The organism is Streptomyces sp. XD-27 (genome assembly GCF_030553055.1).
GTDB lineage: Bacteria > Actinomycetota > Actinomycetes > Streptomycetales > Streptomycetaceae > Streptomyces.
Window position 1 is genome coordinate 4,574,252 of sequence record NZ_CP130713.1, and the last position, 19,106, is coordinate 4,593,357.

17 protein-coding genes and 1 pseudogene are annotated in these 19,106 nt (G+C 74.2%); 11 read left to right on the forward strand and 7 right to left on the reverse strand.

The genetic code is table 11. The annotated features are described in order from the left end of the window. Nucleotides 1-32 precede the first annotated feature (32 nt). Nucleotides 33-1,064, reverse strand: a complete 1,032-nt coding sequence (locus tag Q3Y56_RS19685; protein WP_304463198.1) for an A/G-specific adenine glycosylase — start codon at nt 1,062-1,064, stop codon at nt 33-35. A 260-nt stretch (nt 1,065-1,324) separates the two neighbouring features. Here Q3Y56_RS19685 and Q3Y56_RS19690 point away from each other — a divergent pair, with 260 nt between their 5' ends. Beyond that, complete coding sequence (locus Q3Y56_RS19690; RefSeq protein ID WP_304463199.1) at nt 1,325-3,073, forward strand: sensor histidine kinase; 1,749 nt, start codon at nt 1,325-1,327, stop codon at nt 3,071-3,073. Nucleotides 3,074-3,135: 62 nt separating this feature from the next. Here Q3Y56_RS19690 and Q3Y56_RS19695 read toward each other — a convergent pair whose 3' ends face one another. Then, complete coding sequence (locus Q3Y56_RS19695; RefSeq protein WP_304463200.1) at nt 3,136-3,897, reverse strand: SDR family oxidoreductase; 762 nt, start codon at nt 3,895-3,897, stop codon at nt 3,136-3,138. A 103-nt stretch (nt 3,898-4,000) separates the two neighbouring features. Between Q3Y56_RS19695 and sigJ the strand changes: the two genes are divergently transcribed. After that, complete coding sequence (gene sigJ, locus Q3Y56_RS19700; protein ID WP_304463201.1) at nt 4,001-4,912, forward strand: RNA polymerase sigma factor SigJ; 912 nt, start codon at nt 4,001-4,003, stop codon at nt 4,910-4,912. Continuing rightward, nucleotides 4,909-5,304, forward strand: a complete 396-nt coding sequence (locus Q3Y56_RS19705; RefSeq protein WP_304465913.1) for a hypothetical protein — start codon at nt 4,909-4,911, stop codon at nt 5,302-5,304. Before sigJ ends, Q3Y56_RS19705 begins: the two co-directional genes overlap by 4 nt. Here Q3Y56_RS19705 and Q3Y56_RS19710 read toward each other — a convergent pair. Next, nucleotides 5,246-5,473 (reverse strand): annotated as a pseudogene (locus Q3Y56_RS19710) (hypothetical protein); the annotation flags it as partial. The gene Q3Y56_RS19705 and the pseudogene Q3Y56_RS19710 overlap by 59 nt on opposite strands. 164 nt (nt 5,474-5,637) lie before the next feature. On the opposite strand from Q3Y56_RS19710, the gene Q3Y56_RS19715 reads away from it, so the two are divergent. Then, entirely contained in the window at nt 5,638-5,862 is a 225-nt protein-coding gene (locus Q3Y56_RS19715) for a hypothetical protein (RefSeq protein ID WP_304463202.1), read from the forward strand. A 222-nt stretch (nt 5,863-6,084) separates the two neighbouring features. Continuing rightward, complete coding sequence (locus tag Q3Y56_RS19720; RefSeq protein ID WP_304463203.1) at nt 6,085-6,813, forward strand: response regulator transcription factor; 729 nt, start codon at nt 6,085-6,087, stop codon at nt 6,811-6,813. Nucleotides 6,814-6,881: 68 nt separating this feature from the next. Here Q3Y56_RS19720 and Q3Y56_RS19725 read toward each other — a convergent pair whose 3' ends face one another. Further along, the gene (locus Q3Y56_RS19725) at nt 6,882-7,520 is read right to left on the reverse strand and encodes a phosphatase PAP2 family protein (RefSeq protein ID WP_304463204.1); all 639 of its coding nucleotides are present in this window, start codon (nt 7,518-7,520) and stop codon (nt 6,882-6,884) included. Nucleotides 7,521-7,695: 175 nt separating this feature from the next. On the opposite strand from Q3Y56_RS19725, the gene Q3Y56_RS19730 reads away from it, so the two are divergent. Next, nucleotides 7,696-8,514: a hypothetical protein gene (locus Q3Y56_RS19730; RefSeq protein ID WP_304463205.1), complete on the forward strand. Its 819-nt coding sequence runs from the start codon at nt 7,696-7,698 to the stop codon at nt 8,512-8,514. A gap of 154 nt (nt 8,515-8,668) precedes the next feature. Here Q3Y56_RS19730 and disA read toward each other — a convergent pair whose 3' ends face one another. Both disA and radA read right to left on the reverse strand, forming a co-directional pair. Then, nucleotides 8,669-9,727 carry a DNA integrity scanning diadenylate cyclase DisA gene (disA, locus tag Q3Y56_RS19735; protein ID WP_304465693.1) on the reverse strand — a complete coding sequence of 353 codons (1,059 nt, stop codon included), beginning with the start codon at nt 9,725-9,727 and terminating at the stop codon, nt 8,669-8,671. Nucleotides 9,728-9,861: 134 nt separating this feature from the next. Next, entirely contained in the window at nt 9,862-11,277 is a 1,416-nt protein-coding gene (radA, locus tag Q3Y56_RS19740) for a DNA repair protein RadA (protein WP_304463206.1), read from the reverse strand. A 539-nt stretch (nt 11,278-11,816) separates the two neighbouring features. Between radA and Q3Y56_RS19745 the strand changes: the two genes are divergently transcribed. Further along, entirely contained in the window at nt 11,817-13,403 is a 1,587-nt protein-coding gene (locus Q3Y56_RS19745; RefSeq protein ID WP_304463207.1) for a sigma-70 family RNA polymerase sigma factor, read from the forward strand. Nucleotides 13,404-13,571: 168 nt separating this feature from the next. Here the strand turns inward: Q3Y56_RS19745 and Q3Y56_RS19750 are convergent, their stop codons facing one another. Then, complete coding sequence (locus Q3Y56_RS19750; RefSeq protein WP_304463208.1) at nt 13,572-14,390, reverse strand: hypothetical protein; 819 nt, start codon at nt 14,388-14,390, stop codon at nt 13,572-13,574. Nucleotides 14,391-14,454: 64 nt separating this feature from the next. Here Q3Y56_RS19750 and Q3Y56_RS19755 point away from each other — a divergent pair, with 64 nt between their 5' ends. From Q3Y56_RS19755 to ilvD, 4 genes are all read left to right on the forward strand, one after another. Continuing rightward, entirely contained in the window at nt 14,455-15,387 is a 933-nt protein-coding gene (locus Q3Y56_RS19755) for a Ppx/GppA phosphatase family protein (RefSeq protein ID WP_304463209.1), read from the forward strand. Nucleotides 15,388-15,552: 165 nt separating this feature from the next. Beyond that, on the forward strand, nt 15,553-16,377 hold the full coding sequence (locus Q3Y56_RS19760; protein WP_304463210.1) for a sugar phosphate isomerase/epimerase: 825 nt from the start codon (nt 15,553-15,555) through the stop codon (nt 16,375-16,377). Then, complete coding sequence (locus tag Q3Y56_RS19765) at nt 16,374-17,042, forward strand: TetR family transcriptional regulator (protein WP_304463211.1); 669 nt, start codon at nt 16,374-16,376, stop codon at nt 17,040-17,042. The genes Q3Y56_RS19760 and Q3Y56_RS19765 overlap by 4 nt, the downstream gene beginning before the upstream one ends. A gap of 180 nt (nt 17,043-17,222) precedes the next feature. Further along, nucleotides 17,223-19,073 carry a dihydroxy-acid dehydratase gene (ilvD, locus tag Q3Y56_RS19770; protein ID WP_304463212.1) on the forward strand — a complete coding sequence of 617 codons (1,851 nt, stop codon included), beginning with the start codon at nt 17,223-17,225 and terminating at the stop codon, nt 19,071-19,073. The last annotated feature ends 33 nt before the right edge of the window (nt 19,074-19,106 follow it).

A 19,106-nucleotide genomic window follows, 5' to 3' on the forward strand; every position in this document is an offset into this window, starting at 1 on the left:
GGGCCGACGGTGGCCCGACGGCGGGCCGACGGTCAGGTCAGCGGCAGCCGGTAGCGGCCGCCCGGCAGCGGCTCCACGAGTCCGTCCGCGACCAGCCCGTCCAGCGCGCGGGCCCGCTGCACCGCCTCGTCCCATACCCGGTCCAGTACGGCCTGCGGCACCGGCTCGACCGCCTCGCGCAGCACGGCGAGCAGCTTGCCGCGCACCTGCCGGTCCGTACCGGCGTAGGTCTGGCCGCGGCGCGGCGGCCCGTCGTGCGCCGGGGAACCGGCCCGCCGCCAGGCGCAGTGCCCGGCGATCGGGCAGCGCGCGCAGTCCGGCGTACGGGCCGTGCAGACCAGCGCGCCCAGCTCCATCGTGGCGGCGGCCCAGCGGGCCGCGGTCGACTCGTCGTCGGGGAGCAGGGCGCGGGCCAGTTTCCGTTCGGCGGCGGTGGTGGCGTTCGGCGGGTACTGCCGCCCGCCGACCGCGCGCGCGAAGACCCGGCGGACGTTGGTGTCCAGCACCGCGTGGCGCCTGCCGTACGCGAAGGAGGCCACGGCCGCCGCGGTGTACTCGCCGACGCCCGGCAGCGCGAGCAGCTGGGCGTGGTCGCCCGGTACGTCACCGCCGTGCCGTTCCTGTATGGCGGTGGCAGCGGCGTGCAGCCGCAGCGCGCGCCGCGGATAGCCGAGCCGTCCCCAGGCGCGCACGGCCTCGCCCGGCGGTTCGGCGGCCAGATCGGCGGGCCGCGGCCAGCGGGCCAGCCACTGCTCGTAGACCGGCAGCACCCGGTTGACCGGGGTCTGCTGGAGCATGAACTCGCTCACCATCACCCCCCAGGCGCCCGCCTCGGGACGCCGCCAGGGCAGATCGCGGGCGTGCGCGTCGAACCAGTCGATGACGGGGGCGTGGAGGACGGGACCGGGGGCGTCCGGGCCGGGCACGGCGGGACCGGGCACGTCCGGGCCGGGGGCGGTGGGACCGGGCACATCCGGGCCGGACACGTCCGGGCCGGGTACGTGGGGCACGTCGGGGGCGTCGGATACGTCGGTGGCGGCGGGGCGCGCGGGCGTGGCAGTCATGTCATGAACGATCCTGACACGCGCCCACCCGCCCGGGAAACGTTCGCCTCCGCGTGCCGCGAGCCTCTCTCGTGATCTCGCCTGATCGCCCTGGATCTCTCGTGGGTGATCTCTCCTGGGACCTGACTTTCGGCAGGGGCGGCGGGGCGGCGGCCGCTTGTAGCGTCGTACGTGGTCGGGACCGGGGGCGGTCCTGGTGGGGCGAAGGACGGGATGGGGGACCCGTGGTCGGTATCGGCATCGGTGCTCGGCGTCGGCGCGTGGTGGGCGACGCCCTGCTGTGGGGGCTGCTCGCCGTCCCCGTTCTCTGCGGTGACCAGTTCGGACTCGGCGTACCGCGCCCCTGGTGGCGGACGGCGGCCGGGCTGCTGCTGCTCGCCGTGGCGGTGGCCGGGGCCCGGCGGCACCCGGTGGCGGCGCTCCTGCTGGTCGCGGGCGGGAGCCTGCTCACCTCCCCGGCCCTGTTCACGATCTCGTACGGCCCCGCGCTCTCCGTCGTCGCCTACCTGCTGGGCCGCCGGGCGCCGTCCGCGCGCCCCGCGCTGCTCGCCTTCGGCGCGGTGGCGGCGGCCGGGACCGTCCTGGTCCTCACCCGCCCGCCCCAGGACCCGGTCGTCGCTTGGCTGCTGCTGATCGTCACGCTCCTGTTCGGCGCGGTCTTCCCCTGGCTCGTCGGGCGCCACCGGCGGCAGGACCGCGCGCTGGTGGCGGCGGGCTGGAGCCGCGCCGCGCAGCTGGAGCGCGAGCAGGAGATCGTCGCGGACCGCGTGCGGCTGCGCGAGCGCGCCCGTATCGCCCAGGACATGCACGACTCCCTCGGCCACGACCTGAGCCTGATCGCGCTGCGCGCGGGCGCGCTCCAGGTGGCTCCCGGCCTCGACGAGGCGCACCGCGCGGCGGCGGGGGAACTGCGGGCGGCGGCGTCGGCGGCGACGGAGCGGCTGCGGGAGGTCATCGGCCTGCTGCGGGACGCGGACGCGGCGCCGCTCGCCCCGGCGGGGGAGAGCGTGGCGGCCCTGGTCGGGCGCGCGGCGGAGTCCGGACTTCCGGTGCGACTGGTGGGGGCGGTACGGGTGAGGGGGAGCGGGATCGGGGACGAGGCGGCGGATGGGCGCGGGGCCGGCGGCGGGGTGCCGCCCTTGGCCGAGCGGGCCGCGTATCGGGTCGTCCAGGAGTCCTTGACGAACGCGGCGAAGCACGCGCCGGGGGCGGAGGTGACGGTGACGATCGCTCAGGAGCGGGCGGAGACGGTGGTGACGGTCACGAACGGCCCGCCGCCGCGGATGCGGAAGCCGATGCCAACCCGGACGCCGACCCGGACGCCGGTGCGGATGCCGATGCCGGGTGCCGCTGCGGGGACGACCCCGGTCTCCGCGGCACCGGGCACCGGGCCGGGCGCGGGGGCAGGTGCCGGGCCGGGCATCGAGGCAGGCACCGGGACGGGGCTGCTCGGCCTGCGCGAACGGGTCCGCCTGCTGGGAGGCACGTTCTCGGCAGGACCACACGACGACGGCGGCTTCCGCGTGCTGGCCCGTCTGCCGCACGGCACGGGCCAGGCCGCCGCCCCCATCACGGCCGAGCCGCAGCCCGTGCCGGAACCGCCCGCCGCGCACGCGTACGCGCAGGCCCGCAGGGCCACCCGGCGCGGCCTGGTCGTCTCCCTGTGCGCGGCGGGCGCGTTGGCCGTGCTCGTCGTTGCCGGGGCGTTCGGCTGGTACGCGTACACGCGCACCCACGCGGTGATGGACCCGGACGACTTCGCGGCGCTGCGCATCGGCCGGCCCTACGCCGAGGTCGAGCCCGTACTCCCGGACTTGACCGCCACCGACCCACCTACGGAACGTGCCCCGGCGCCCCCACCCGGGGCGGACTGCCGCTACTACCGCGCGAGTGGCGAACTCTTCGTCAGTGTGGACCACTTCCGGCTGTGCTTCCGGGAAGGGCGTCTGGTGTCGAAGACGGTGGTGCCGGGGGCGGCGGGCGTGCCGTCGGCGCGTACGGAGGAGTAGCGGACCGCCGTCGGAGCGCCGGGCAGGGCGTGTCCGAAGGGGAAGCCCCACCGAACACCCCCCTAACCCACCCGCTCCGCCAGGAAGTCCTCCCAGGTCCGCTCGCCCACGGCGGCCCCCTCGAGAGACAGGTTCTCCCCGGCCCGGTACGCGCGGCCCGCCTTCCCCGGTATCCGCACCGGCATCATCAACCGGCGCTTGCCGCTGGCCCGCAGGTATCCGCGGGTCAGCTCGTCCAGCCCGTACAGCTTCGGCCCGGCCAGGTCGGCCACCAGGCCGGCCGGCTCGCCGAGCGCCAGCTCCACGAGCCGGGCCGCCACCTCGCGCGCGTCCACCGGCTGCCACCGGAGTCCGCCCGGGGCCGGGACCACGGGCAGCTTCGCCATCCCCCGCACCACCTTCAACGTCAGGTCGTGGAACTGGGCGGCACGCAGCGTCGTCCACGGCAGGCCTGAGTCGGCCACGGCCCGCTCCGCGCCCAGCTTGGCTCTGAAGTAGCCCAGCGGGAGCGTGTCCGCCCCGATGACCGAGATGTACACCAGGTGCCGCACCCCGGCTCGCGACGCGGCCCGCACCAGGTTCCGGGTCGCCTCGTCATCGCCCTTGGGGCCGCCCGCGAGATGCAGGACGGTCTCGATGCCGTCCAGCGCGGCTTCGAGCCCCTCGCCCTTGAGCAGGTCACCGGTCACGTACGCGACGCCGTCCGCGGACTCGCGGGCGCGCCGGCTGAGCACCCGCACGTCGCGGCCGGCCGCCCGCAGCAGCGGGACGACGTGGCCCCCCAGCGTGCCGGTGCCGCCCGTGACCAGGATGGGTGACGTCATGACTTCTCCAAACTCGTTCGGCCCGGGAGTGGATCTCCCGGCCGCAGCGGCTACGTTTCGTGGATCTACTGCTATGTCCCGCCGCGCGGAAGGAATGTGACACGTGGACGAGAGCCTCTTGCTCGCAGAGCGTTTCGAGGAGCACCGGCCCCGTCTGAGAGCGGTGGCCTACCGGATGCTCGGCTCGGTGAGCGAGGCCGATGACGCCGTCCAGGACACCTGGTTGCGACTCAGCCGCACCGACGCCGACAGCGTGGAGAACCTCGGCGGGTGGCTGACGACGGTGGTGGGGCGCGTGTGCCTGAACGTGCTGCGCTCGCGCGAGCAGCGCCGCGAGGACCCCCTTGAGCTGCGCATACCCGACCCGGTCATCAGCCATGAGGACGGGATCGACCCCGAGCAGGAAGCGCTGCTGGCCGACTCGGTCGGGCTGGCGCTGCTGGTGGTTCTCGAAACGCTGTCACCGGCCGAACGGCTCGCCTTCGTGCTGCACGACATGTTCGCCGTGCCCTTCGACGAGATCGCCCCGGTGATCGAGAAGTCCACGGCCGCCGCGCGGCAGCTCGCCAGCCGCGCCCGCCGCCGGGTGCAGGGCCAGGCGCCGGCGCCCGATCCTGATCTCGCCCGCCAGCGCGAGGCCGTCGCCGCGTTCTTCGCCGCCGCTCGCGACGGCGACTTCGGCGCTCTCGTCGCCGTGCTCGACCCCGACGTCGTCCTGCGGTCCGACGGTGGGGCCGGCGCCAGTCTCACGGTCGTGCTCAACGGTGCCCGGACCGTCGCCTCGCAAGCGGTCACCTTCGGACAGCTCTCCCCGTTCGTACGGCCGGCGCTGGTCAACGGAGCCGCCGGAGTCGTCGTCGCCACGGACGGACGGCCGCTGTCCGTCATGGCCTTCACCGTCACCGGAGGGAAGATCCTGGCCATCGACGTCCTGGCCGACCCCGAGCGGTTGCGGAAGCTCGACCTCACCGCCCTCGACCTCGCGGAAGGGGACTCCCCCGAGGGGACGGGATGAACGCGGAGACCGTCACCGCGATATGCGCCGTCGTGATCGCTGTCGCGTCGCTGGTCGTCTCGGTCTACCAGACCCACGCGATGCGGCAGCACAACCGCCACTCGGTGCGCCCGATACTCCAGCTGCACCGGGGCTGGCCGGTGGGAGGCAGAGCGGGTCTCCGGCTCACCAACTCCGGCCTCGGCCCCGCGATCGTCGTCGACAGCACGCTGACCGTCGACGGCGAGGTGATCGGCGCCTGGAACGCGCGCGGTGTCGACCACGTCCGCGAGCGGCTGCCGGTGCGCCCGTCCGCCGTGACCTTCCCCCGATCCGGTGAGGGCGAGGTCGGGCGAGGGCCGGGGCGACGGTTCGGGCGCGGTCGTGGAGGTCGCGGGCGTGGCGGTTCTTGAGGTGGGGGCGGATGAGCCGGCACATGGTGCGGATGCGCTGGTCGGCGCGGCCGGATTGCACATGGGGGTAGTCGTCGAGGGCGAGGTTCCAGGTGGCGCATGCTGACTCCAGGTGCCCAACTCGCATCTGCCACTCGGCCTGCATGCCGCGATGATGAACCCTTGTGCGGGGCAGTAGTGGGCCGAGCCCGGGCGTCGCGCGGCTGTTGCCCTGGCCGACGCCGGACGGCAAGCCGTGCTACGTGAATGCCGACGAGCGCGGCGGGCCCGTCTCCCGGCTTGCCGACGAGATGGAGGCCGTCCAACTCGCCATGGGCAGAAGCGTGCTCGGGCATGCGCACGGTCATGCGTTACGTCCGGCACCGGATCCGGCACGAACCGGAGGGCGGCATCACGGCGGAGGCGTACTGCGTCACGGTCGGCTGCGGCGTCGAATCCGGCCCCCAGGGTGACCTGGACGCCGTACAGCTCTGGTGCCTGCGCCACACCGGACGCACCGGCCATGACCTGTTCCGCAGGGTCTGCACCGACCACGCGCGCGTGACCCGCGAGGAATGACCCCCAGGCTCCCGCCCGAGTTCACCACAGTGGAGTGGACCGCCTTCCTCAGCGGTGCCAAGCTGGGGGAGTTCGACCCGGCGGCCTAAAGGGAGCGGCCATGTTCGAGTGCCCCCGGTGCGGCGGCGGCGCGGAGCGCGACCCCGAGCACGAGCGGGTGATCCGCTGCCTCCGGTGTTAACGGACGGGGCCGCGCCCCGTGCCGCTGCCTACGCTGGGGGCATGACCGATCCGCACGGCCTCCACGGCCGCCCCCACGGCGGGCACCCGGCGGCGACGCCATCCGTACGCGTTCTTCTCGCCGACGACGAGGCGGTGATCCGGGCCGGGGTGCGCGCCATCCTCGCCGCCGATCCCGGGATCCAGGTCGTCGCGGAGGCCGTCGACGGGCGGGCGGCGGTGGAGGCGGTGCGCGCGCACCGGCCCGATGTGGCGCTGCTCGACATCCGTATGCCCCGGCTGGACGGGCTCGCCGCGTGCGAGGAGATCGTGCGGGCGGTGCCGGGTACGGCGGTGGCGATGCTCACGACCTTTTCGGAGGACGCGTACATCGCCCGCGCGCTGGGCGGCGGTGCGACCGGGTTCCTGCTCAAGTCCGGGGACCCGTACGAACTCCTCGCGGGCGTACGGGCCGTGGCGGGCGGCGGGGCGTTCCTCTCGCCCGCCGTGGCGCGGCATGTCATCGCCGAACTCGGTGGCGAGCGGCTGGCGCGCGGTGCGGCGGCCCGGGCCCGGATCGACGCGTTGACCGCCCGCGAGCGGGAGGTGCTGGCGCTGGTCGGCGCCGGGCTGTCGAACGCGGAGATCGCACGGCGGCTGCATCTGGTCGAGGGCACGGTCAAGGGGCATGTCAGCGCGGTGCTCGACCGGTTGGCGGTGGGCAACCGGGTACAGGCGGCGATCGTGGCCCACGAGGCGGGGCTGGTCGCGGACCCGGAGGCGGGCACCTGACCGGCCGGCCACGGCCGGTCTTTCCCACCTCACTCCACCCCCACCACCCCGTCCCGGTTCGTCCTCTGTCATCGGACGGGTCGGGTGCTCGGGGCCGCGGGTCCAGGGCCCACCACTCGTGCCGCCACGCCGGGGCGGCGGTGCCGCGCCGTCGTCCGTATACGCGCCACCCGGGCCGCCGCCGGACCGGCGAGCAGTCCCGCGCAGGCCGCCGCGGTTACGGCGCCCAACACCGCCCCCGCCGCCACGTCGTGGGGATAGTGGACGCCGACGTACACCCGTGAGAACGCCAGCAGCGCGGCGAGCGGCAGCGCCAGCGCCGCCGTGCGCCGCCACGCGAACACCGCGCCCACCGCCAGTGCCGCCGCCAGCGTCGCGTGGTTGCTGGGGAAGGACCAGTCGCCCGGTGGCGGGCAGGAGGCGATCGGCGGTGCCGCTCCGGTCACCGCGCGGCAGGGGCGCTCCTCGTCGACGACGGTCTTGAGGGCCTCGCTGCACACATACGCCGCCACCGTCGCCACCGGCACCAGCAGCGCCAGCGCCATGCCGCGCGCGGTGCCGCGCCGGGCCCGCCACCAGGCCGCGGCGGCGACGCCCGCGAGCAGCAGCAGCCCCGCGTCCGTGCCGAGTTCGGCCAGTCGGTGCAGCCAGCCGGGCGAGTCGTGGGCGGCGTCGGTGATGCCGCGGTAGAGATCCGTGCTCATCATGGATCAGGACGGTACGAATCCGTACGCAGTCACCACATCGGGCGTTCGTCAGTGGCCGTATCTGACGAAAGTCAGGGGGCGCGGCCCCGCCGTCCGGTCAGATGATGGGAAAAGTAAGGGGCTTGTGCGGCGGGTACTGGCTGGTGGTGCCTCGGATCTCTCGTAGAGTTTCCGCGTGGGATCTCTGCGCAATCCGATCGGGCCGCTCCCCTCCTCCATCTACTGGCGACGGAGGGCAGTTGCGCTGCTCCTGTTCGTCCTTCTCGCCCTCCTGGCCGTCTGGGCCTTCAGCCTGGGTGGTTCGGGCGGCGGCAAGCACGACGAGAGCAAGGGAACGGGCGGCGACGGAGCCGCGAGCACCATCACCCCCGGGCCTTCGGCGACCACGCCGGTGAACAGCAATCGGCCGGGCGGGCGGGACGAGGCGGACGACGACGAGGACGGCAGCGGTTCGGGCGGCGGTGGCGGCAACGACGGTGCCGCGGGCGGCGGTTCGGGCGGCGGCGGCTCCGGTGCGGACGGCGCCCAGGGCATCGGCTCCGGCGAGGGCGTCGCCGTACCGGCCGACTCGCTGCTGCCGGACTGTAAGCCCGGCGCGGTCGAACTGACCGTGCGCAGCGTGAAGGGCGGCCGCGTGAAGAGCTCCTACGCGGCCGACGAGAAGCCGACGTTCGAGATCATCGTCAAGAACTCCGCGTCCAGCGCCTGCAAGGTGGACTTCGGCCGCGCCTCGGCCTCGCTCACCATCACGGACTCCGAAGACGACCATGTGTGGGCGTCCGACGACTGCCCGAAGGGCAGCGCTGTCGCGCTGATCGAGGTCCCCGGCGAGGGCGAGAGCAAGCGCACGGTGGTGTGGGACCGCGAGCGGAGCGCCGAGGGCTGCGCCACGCCGTCGGGCGGCGCCGCCGCCGGGGCCGGCGAGTACCTCGTCGAGGCGAAGGTCGGCGGACTCGGCGCCGCGCAGGTCTCGTTCACCCTCGAAAAGGACTGACGGCCGCAGACCGACGGTGCGCAGACCGGTAGTGCGAAGACCGGCGGTGCGAAGACCGGCGGTGCGCAGACCGGTGGCCGGAGCGCGCACCGTCCGCTCCGGCCGTCCGTTCATACGCGTACGCGCACCGGTGCCTCCACCGGTACGCGTACCGCTACACGTAGCGTTCGAGAATCGAGGATTCGGCGAGCCGGGAGAGTCCCTCACGCACCGACCGGGCGCGCGCCTCGCCCACCCCGTCGACCGTCTGGAGGTCGTCCACGCTCGCTGCCAGCAGCTTCTGCAGGCCGCCGAAGTGCTCCACCAGCCGCTCGATGATCGCGCCCGGCAGCCGCGGCACCTTGGCCAGCAGCCGGAATCCGCGCGGCGAGACCGCCGAGTCGAGGGTCTCGGGCGAGCCGCTGTAGCCCAGGGCCCGCGCCACGATGGGCAGTTCGAGCAGCTCGGCGTGGCTGAGCCGGTCCAGTTCCGCCAGCGCCTCCGCGACCGTGCGGGTGCGCTTGGCGGTCGGCTCCGGCACGTAGTCGCGGATGACCAGCTCACGCTCGGGCTCCACGCCCGCGATCAACTCGTCCAGCTGGAGGGAGAGGAGGCGGCCGTCGGTGCCCAGCTCGACCACGTACTCGGCGATCTCCGTGGCGATCCGGCGCACCATCTCCAGGCGCTGCGCCACCGCCGTCACGTCCCGGACGGTGACGAGGTCCTCGATCTCGAGCGCGGACAGCGTGCCCGCCACCTCGTCCAGCCGCAGCTTGTACCGCTCCAGCGTCGCCAGCGCCTGGTTGGCGCGGGACAGGATGGCCGCCGACTCCTCCAGGACGCGCCGCTCCCCGTCCACGTAGAGCGCGATCAGCCGCATCGACTGGCTGACGGAGACGACCGGGAACTTGGTCTGGATGGAGACGCGCTGCGCGGTGCGGTGCCGGGTGCCGGTCTCCTCGGTGGGGATGGACGCGTCCGGGACCAGCTGGACGCCCGCCCGCACGATCTTGGTGATGTCCTTGTCGAGGATCAGCGCGCCGTCCAGCTTGCACAGCTCGCGCAGCCGGGTCGCGGAGAACTCGACGTCCAGGACGAAGCCGCCGGTACACAGGGGCTCGACGGTCTTGTCCATGCCCAGGACGATGAGGCCGCCCGTGTTGCCGCGCACGACGCGCTCCAGCCCGTCCCGCAGCGCCGTGCCGGGTGCGACGGCGCTCAGCGAGGCGCGCATCAGGTCATCGGCCTTGCCGGGTGCCGCCCGGTCGCCTGCTGCCACTGCACTCCTCCGTCGCCAGTCTGTCGGTGCCGCGGGCCGTCCCCCGGCCGTCCGGTGGTGCGTACGTACGGGCGAGACCAGGGCAAAGTCTACCGGCGCTCGACCTCCTCCCGTGGGGCCTCCCGGCGTACGCGCCGGGGCAGCACCCGGAGCGCGTCCCCTATGTCCGCCACTTCCTGAACGCGCATCCCCTCCGGGATCCTGCCGGGATCGCCCGGGACCAGCGCGTGCGTGAAGCCCAGCCGGGCCGCCTCCGCCAGCCGCCGCTGCACGCCCGTCACCCGCCTGACCTCGCCCGCCAGCCCGACCTCGCCGATCGCCACCAGGTTCTTGGGCAGCGGGGTGTCGCTGGCGGCGCTGGCCAGCGCGAGGGCCACGGCGAGGTCCGCGGCGGGCTCGGACAGCTTCACGCCGCCGACCGTGGCGCTGTAGATGTCGCGCTTGCCCAGCGCGCTGATCCGGCCGCGCTGCTCCAGCACGGCCAGCATCATCGACACCCGCGAGGTCTCCAGGCCGGAGGTGGTGCGGCGCGGCGAAGGGATCTGCGAGTCGACGGTCAGCGCCTGCACTTCGGCGACCAGCGGGCGGCGGCCCTCCAGCGTCACCGTCAGGCAGGTGCCGGGCACGGCCTCGGCGCGGCGGGTGAGGAAGAGCCCGGAAGGGTCGGCGAGGCCGGTGATGCCCTCGTCGTGCAGCTCGAAGCAGCCGACCTCGTCGGTGGCCCCGTACCGGTTCTTCACGCCGCGCACCAGCCGGAGCCGGGCGTGCCGGTCGCCTTCGAAACTCAGCACGACATCCACCAGGTGCTCCAGCAGGCGCGGGCCCGCGATGGCCCCGTCCTTGGTGACATGGCCGACGAGCAGGGTGGCCATGCCGCGCTCCTTCGACGCCCGGATCAGCGCCCCGGCCACCTCGCGGACCTGCGCCATGCCGCCGGGCGCGCCGTCGATCTCGGGGGAGGCGACGGTCTGTACGGAGTCGAGGACCAGCAGCGACGGCTTGACGGTGTCGAGGTGGCCGAGGACGGCGGACAGGTCGGTCTCGGCGGCGAGGTACAGATGGTCGCTGAGCGCGCCGATGCGGTCGGCGCGCAGCCGCACCTGGCTCGCGGACTCCTCGCCGGTGATGTAGAGCGTGCGGTGGTCGTCGTCGGCGGCCTTGGCGGCGACGTCCAGCAGCAGCGTGGACTTGCCGACGCCCGGCTCGCCCGCCAGCAGCACGACGGCCCCGGGGATCAGCCCGCCGCCCAGCACCCGGTCCAGCTCGGGAACGCCGGTGCCCCGCGCGGTGGCCTGGCGGCCGTCGACCTGGCCGATGGGGAGCGCGGCCGAGGTGACCCGGCCGGGCGCGGTGGTCCGCACGGCGGGCGCGCCGAACTCCTCGACCGTCCCCCACGCCTGGCACTCCGGGCAGCGGCCGAGCCACTTGGCGGTGGTCCAGCCGCACTCGGTGCAGCGGTAGGAGGGCCGGTCCTTGGCGGACGAGCGGGAGGTACGGGCAGCCATGCCGCAACGCTAGCGCCGGGCACTGACAACGGGGGTACGGCCCCCGAACCCGGCCGGCCCGCGCGGTGCGGGGAGGCGCTCCGCCTGGGGCAGGGCGCCCTGTGCGCCGTCGGCACGCGCCGGGGCACGTGCGCCGGGCACATAGCAGGTTGCACGGTCCCCGTCGGATCTTCTGTCCCCCTTTGAGGGAGATGGTCACCCGTAAGGGTTAAACCTGTCCAAGAGTCCCGAGCGCGTCTGCATCATCCGCCTACCGTCACCGAGTGATGAGCACACGGTCAGAGCACCCCACGCACGCCACCGGCGCACACCGGGCGCGACGCCGCGTCTCGGGGCCCCTCTCCAGGGGGCCCTCCATGGAGGTATCTGAGGGGAACGCGCCTCAGGGAAACGGATCTTGGGGAAACGAACCTCCAACGGATGGCCCTCCGGCGGACGGCCCCCCGGCGGACGGCCCCCCAGCGGGCGGACCTGCAGAGGGTCGACCCTCGGAGGGTGAGCCTCCGGGAGCCGAGCCCCAGGGCTGTACCCAGCGCCCTTTGGCGCACTACGAGCCGTATCTGGACGGCCTCTTCACCTACTGCCTGTCCGTTCTGTGCGATCACGACACCGCGACGGCCGCGCTCGGCGACGCGCTCGCCGTCTCCGAGCGGCAGCGTGCGCGCGGCCGCCGCGTCCCGGCGGACAAGGCGCTGGAACGCTCCTGGCTCTACGCCCTCGCCCGCTGGGCCTGCCAGCGCAAGCTCGCCGAACTGACGGGCTGTACGCGGCAGGGGCCGCGCGAGACGGCCTCCGACGCCGCGGCCGCCCAGCGCCGTCGCGAACTCGCCGCGCTGGCCTGGCCGGAGGCCGCCGGCACCACCGCCGAGCAGCGCGAGGCCCTCGAACTGTCCGTACGCCACCGGCTCACACCGCAGGAGGTCGCGGCCGTGATCGGCCGGGAGCGCGACGAGACCCGCGCCCTGCTGGCCAGCGCCGCCTGCGAGGTCGAGCGGACCCGCGCCGCGCTCGCCGTCGTGGAACTCGGGCACTGCCCGGTCGTCGCCCGGCTCGCGGGCGACACGCGGGTGCTGCTGTCCGCCGCGCTCCGCCGGGAACTGGTCCGGCACGTCGACGACTGCCGCGCCTGCCGCCGCCGGGCGGAGCAGGCCACCGCGGGCGGCCCCTGGCCGGGGACGGCCGCCGCGCCCGCCGAACTGCCGGTGCTCGACGCGCCGCGCCCGGCGGTGCACGCCGCGATGCTGCGCGCCCTGCGGGCACGCCCGACCCGCGCGGGCGCGGGACCGCGGTTCGACCGGCTCGGCTTCCCCCTGGCCCCCAAGGACCGCGCCGCGCGCCGGAGCCGGATGCGCAGCCGCGCGATGGCCACCACGGTGGTCGCGACCGTGATCGCGGCACCGGTGCTCGCGCTGTGGGCGGCGTACCGGGGCGCGCCGTTGACCGGCGAGGCCCGCGACGCGGACGCGGTCGCGTCGCGGGAGGACAGCGAGGACGGGCTCGACGGCCGCCGGTACGAGGAGGCGGGCAGCGCCCAGGACGAGAGCCTCGGCCCGTGGCCGCGCGACGGCGCCCCGGGATCCGGCCTGGCGGTCGACGTGATCGGTCCGGACGGCGGGCGGTGGACGGATGCCCGGGGGGACTCGGGAGCCACCCGTGAGGAAGGCGCCGAGCGCCGTAAGGAGCACCGCCGCTCGCGCGGCGAGGAGTCGCGGCCCCCGCGCCCCGGCCGACCCGCGCCGGGGCCGGGTCGGCTGACGGTCGACGCGCAGCCGAGCGGCGACGTGACGGCCATCACGCTCACGGCGTCCGGCGGGTCCCCGGTGCGCTGGTCCGCCACGCCGAGCGCCGGATGGCTCCAGCTGAGCCGGACGGCCGGGGTGCTGCGGCCGGGCGAGTCGGTGACGTTCACGGTGTACGTGGACCACGGGCTGGAGCCGGAGGGCCGCTGGAGCGCCCGGGTGGAGGTGGGACCGTCGGCCGGGATGGTGGTGATCGAGGGCGGCGCGCCTTCCGGCCCGACCCCGGGGCCCACGCCGAGCCCGACGCCCCCGCCGTCCCCGACGCCGAGCGACCCGCCCCCGGCGGAGCCGTCCCCGACCCCGCAGCCCACCACCCGAACCGGCTGACCACTCGGCCGGGCCACGACCGGGCTCGGCGTGCACGCGTGTTCGCCGCCCGACCTTGGTCGTCCGCTGCCCCGTCCCGCTGCCCCGGCTGACCACCCGAGCCGGCTGACCGCTCGGCCGGGGCCACGGCCGGGCTCAGGGGGCCGCCGGCCGGGCTCAGGGGCCGCGTCAGCGGGGCGGGTCGGCGGGGTGGGGGGCCAGGAGGGGGAGCTGCGAGGCCAGGCGGGCCGCGCAGAGCTCGGCCAGCTTCTCGTACCCCTCCTTGCCCATCAGCTCCGTCAGCTCCGGCCGGTACGACACGTACACCGGCTCACCCCCGCCGTGTGCCGACGTCGCCGACGTGCACCACCAGTGCAGGTCGTGGCCCCCGGGGCCCCAGCCGCGCCGGTCGTACTCGCCGATCGTGATCTGGAGCACCCGGGTGTCGTCCGGGCGGTCGATCCAGTCGTACGTCCGCCGGATCGGCAGCTGCCAGCACACGTCCGGCTTGGTCTCCAGCGGCTCGCGGCCGTCCCGCAGCGCCAGGATGTGCAGGGAGCAGCCCGCACCGCCCGCGAACCCGGGCCGGTTCTGGAAGATGCACGAGCCCTCATACCGGCGGGTCTGGCGGTCGCCGTCCTCGTCCGTCTGCGTCCAGCCCGTCTCGCGGCCGACGTCGTGGAACTGCCAGATGTCCGGGGTGAGCCGGGCCACCTCGACCGCCACCCGCTGCTCGTCCTCCTCGTCCGAGAAGTGCGCGCCCAGGGTGCAGCAGCCGTCGGCGGCGCGGCCGGCCTGGATGCCCTGGCAGCCCTGGCCGAAGACGCAGGTCCAGCGGGACGTCAGCCAGGTGAGGTCGCAGCGGAAGACCTGCTCGTCGTCGGCGGGGTCGGGGAACTCGACCCAGGCGCGCGGGAAGTCCAGCCCGACCTCGTCCCGGAGGGCGCCGTTCCCGTTCGCCTGCTTCTTCGCCACTTTGTCCTGCTTGGCCTTTTTCGTCTTCGCCACCCCTCAAGCCTAAGCGGGCGGGGACCCGTGCATGACCGGTCAGCGGGCGCAGTAGCGTGCAGGCATGAGACTCGGAGTCCTCGACGTGGGTTCGAACACCGTCCACCTGCTCGTGGTGGACGCGCACCCGGGCGCGCGTCCCCTGCCCGCCCACTCGCACAAGGCGCAGCTGCGGCTGGCGGAACTGCTCGACGCGGACGGCGCCATCGGGCCCGCCGGCGTGGAGCGGCTGATCTCGGTGATCAAGGACGCGCTGGTGGCGGCCGAGGACAAGGGCGTGGAGGACGTGCTGCCGTTCGCGACCTCCGCCGTCCGCGAGGCGACCAACGCGGACGAGGTGCTGGCGCGCGTCGCCGAGGAGACCGGCGTCTCACTGACCGTGCTCAGCGGCGAGGAGGAGGCGCGGCTCACCTTCCTCGCCGCCCGCCGCTGGCTCGGCTGGTCGGCCGGCCGCCTGCTGGTCCTCGACATCGGCGGCGGCTCGCTGGAGATCGCGTACGGGCTGGACGAGGACCCGGCCCTGGCGGTCTCCCTGCCGCTGGGCGCGGGTCGGCTGACCGCCGGCTGGCTGCCCGGCGACCCGCCCGAGCCGACCGACGTCCGCGCGCTGCGGCGGCACGTCCGCGCCCAGATCGCCCGGATCGTCGGCGACTTCAACCGGCTCGGCCCGCCCGACCACGTCGTCGGCACCTCCAAGACCTTCAAGCAGCTGGCCCGGATCGCGGGCGCGGCGCGCTCCGCCGACGGCCCGTACATCACCCGCAAGCTGTCCTTGCAGGCCATGGAGGAGTGGGTGCCGAAGCTGGCCGTCATGCCGACGGTCCAGCGCGCGGACCTGCCCGGCGTGTCGGAGGGCCGTGCGAGCCAGCTGGTGGCCGGGGCGCTGGTCGCCGAGGGCGCGATGGACCTGTTCGGGGTGGAGGAGCTGGAGGTCTGCCCCTGGGCGCTTCGCGAGGGCGTGATCCTGCGCCGCCTCGACCACCTTCCGACGCCGTGACCGCGTTCGGTTTCTCGGCCGTGTTCTCGACGCCGTAACCGCGTGTCCGGCGGCTTCGTCGTCTCCCCGGCGCCCTGACCGCGTTCCGGCGTCTTGACGATCTCCCGGCCTCTTGACGGGCGGCCGTCTCCCTCCGTTCCGACGGGCGGCCGTACGCTGTCCCTCGTGACAGAGCCAGTGGTGCGCATCCCGGATGCGAAGGTCGCGCTGTCCACGGCCTCGGTCTATCCCGGGTCGACGGCGACGGCCTTCGAGATCGCCGCCCGTCTGGGCTACGACGGGATCGAGGTGATGGTCTGGACGGATCCCGTCAGCCAGGACATCGAGTCACTGCGCCGGCTCTCCGACTACCACCAGGTGCCGATCCTCGCCGTGCACGCGCCCTGCCTGCTGATCACGCAGCGCGTGTGGTCCACCGACCCGTGGGTGAAGCTCCAGCGGGCGAAGGCGGCGGCCGAGAAGCTCGGCGCGAGCACCGTGGTCGTCCATCCGCCGTTCCGCTGGCAGCGCGGGTACGCGCGCGACTTCGTCCGGGGCATCTGGCGGATGAGCGGCGAGACGGATGTCCGGTTCGCGGTCGAGAACATGTACCCGTGGCGGTACCGCGACCGCGAGATGCTCGCGTACGCCCCCGACTGGGACGTCACCAGCGACGACTACCGGCACTTCACGATCGACCTGTCGCACACCGCCACGGCCCGCACCGACGCCCTGAAGATGGTCGACCGCATGGGTGACCGGCTGGGCCATGTCCACCTGGCGGATGGATGCGGCTCCAACAAGGACGAGCACCTCGTGCCCGGGCGCGGCACCCAGCCGTGCGCCGAGGTCCTGGAGCGGCTGGCCGCGACCGGCTTCGACGGCCACGTGGTCGTCGAGGTCAACACCCGCCGCGCGATGTCCGGCGCGGAGCGCGAGGCGGACCTGGCGGAGGCGTTGGCCTTCACCCGGCTGCACCTCGCCTCGCCGACCAGGGTGCCGCGCTCATGACGGCCGCCGACGACGCCACCGGCCCCGCGCCCGCCGACGACGCCACCGGCCCCGCCCCGCGCCGCCGCGGCCGGCCGGCCCGTACCGCCGCCGACGGCCCCGCCGCGCGGGACCGGATTCTCGACGCCGCCCGGACCGAGTTCGCCGAGCGCGGCTACGACAAGGCGTCGGTGCGCGGCATCGCCAAGGCGGCGGGCGTGGACCCGGCGCTGGTGCACCACTACTTCGGCACCAAGGAGCAGGTCTTCGCCGCCGCCATCGAGCTGAGCTTCGCGCCCGCGATGTCCGTACCGGACGTGGTGGCCGAGGGCAGCCGGGAGGCGGTGGGGGAGCGGATCGCGCGCGCGATGTTCGGGATCTGGGAGAGCCCCGCCACCCGCGCGCCCATGCTGGCCGTCCTGCGCTCGGCGCTGACCAACGAGACCGCCGCCGCCGTCCTGCGCAAGATGATCGAGCGCCGGCTCCTGGAGCGGATGGCCGGCGAGCTGAGCGACCTGAGCGACATCCCGGACCCGAAGTTCCGGGCGCAGTTGGCCTCCGGTCAGCTGCTGGGGATCGCGATGCTGCGGTACGTGATCCGGATGGATCCCATCGCGTCGGCGGAGATCGATGAGATCGTGGCGATGGTCGGTCCGACGATCCAGCGGTACCTGACGGAGAAGTGACCGCCGACGCCGCGTGACGACGAGCGCCGCGTGACGACGAGCGCCGCGTGACGACAGGCGCCGCGTGGTCTCGACAAGCCGCCGCGTTGTCCCGTCATCCGGACTTCCCGTCCAGATCTCGGATGCGCGGCGTACGCTTCGCAGTAGGCAGCAGCCGTATACACGAGGGAGTGGAGCACTGTGCCCGAGCTGAGGTCCCGCACCGTCACTCATGGCCGCAACATGGCGGGCGCCCGCGCCCTTATGCGGGCGTCGGGCGTAGCGAGCGAGGACATCGGCAAGCCGATCGTCGCGGTGGCCAACTCCTTCACCGAGTTCGTGCCCGGGCACACGCACCTGGCGCCGGTCGGCCGGATCGTCTCCGACGCCATCCGCGCCGCGGGCGCGGTGCCGCGCGAGTTCAACACCATCGCCGTCGACGACGGCATCGCGATGGGCCACGGCGGCATGCTCTACAGCCTCCCGTCCCGCGACCTGATCGCCGACTCGGTCGAGTACATGGTCGAGGCGCACTGCGCCGACGCGCTGATCTGCATCTCCAACTGCGACAAGATCACGCCGGGCATGCTGATGGCGGCCATGCGGCTGAACATCCCGGTGGTCTTCGTCTCCGGCGGCCCGATGGAGGCCGGCCAGGCCACCCTCGTCGACGGCACGGTCCGCAAGCTCGACCTGATCAACGCCATCGTCGACTCGGTCAACGAGAACGTCTCGGACGAGGACGTCCTGCGCATCGAGGAGAACGCCTGCCCGACCTGCGGGTCGTGTTCCGGCATGTTCACCGCCAACTCGATGAACTGCCTCACCGAGGCCGTCGGCCTCTCCCTCCCGGGCAACGGCTCGGTGCTCGCCACCCACACCGCCCGCCGCGCGCTGTACGAGAACGCCGGCCGCACGGTCGTGGAGATCACCAAGCGGTACTACGAGGACGGCGACGAGTCCGTCCTGCCGCGCAACATCGCCACCCGCGCCGCCTTCGAGAACGCCATGGCGCTCGACATCGCGATGGGCGGCTCGACCAACACGATCCTGCACCTGCTCGCCGCCGCCCAGGAGGCCGAGCTGGACTACGACCTCACCGACATCGACGCGGTCTCGCGCCGCGTGCCGTGCCTGGCGAAGGTCGCGCCGAACGTGGCCCCCGGCGGCACGTACTACATGGAGGACGTGCACCGCGCCGGCGGCATCCCGGCGATCCTCGGCGAGCTGTACCGCGGCGGACTGCTCAACGAGGACGTGCACACCGTGCACAGCCCCTCCCTCGCCGACTGGCTCAAGACCTGGGACGTGCGCGGCGGTTCGCCGTCCGCCGAGGCCGTCGAGCTGTGGCACGCCGCCCCCGGCTGCGTCCGCTCCGCCACCGCCTTCTCGCAGTCCGAGCGCTGGGAGTCCCTGGACGTGGACGCCGAGGGCGGCTGCATCCGCTCCGTCGAGCACGCCTACTCCAAGGACGGCGGCCTGGCGGTGCTCAGGGGCAACATCGCCGAGGACGGCAGCGTCGTGAAGACGGCGGGCGTCGACGAGTCGATCTGGACGTTCGAGGGCCCGGCCGTCGTCTGCGAGTCGCAGGAGGAGGCCGTCGACAAGATCCTCTCCAAGGTCGTCAAGGAGGGCGACGTCGTCGTCATCCGCTACGAGGGCCCGCGCGGCGGCCCCGGCATGCAGGAGATGCTCTACCCGACGTCCTTCCTCAAGGGCCGCGGCCTGGGCAAGGCCTGCGCGCTGGTGACCGACGGCCGCTTCTCCGGCGGCACATCGGGGCTGTCGATCGGCCACGCCTCCCCCGAGGCGGCCTCCGGCGGCACGATCGCGCTCGTCGAGGACGGCGACCGGATCCGGATCGACATCCCGAACCGCTCGATCGAGCTGCTGGTCGACGACGCCACGCTGGCGGCCCGCCGCGCGGCGCTGGGCGGCGTGTACGCCCCGAAGAACCGCGAACGGAAGGTGTCGGCGGCGCTGCGGGCGTACGCGGCGATGGCGACCAGCGCGGACAAGGGCGCGGTGCGGGACGTGGGCAAGCTGGGCTGACGGCCCGTACAGCCGTGACGGCCGTGACGGCCT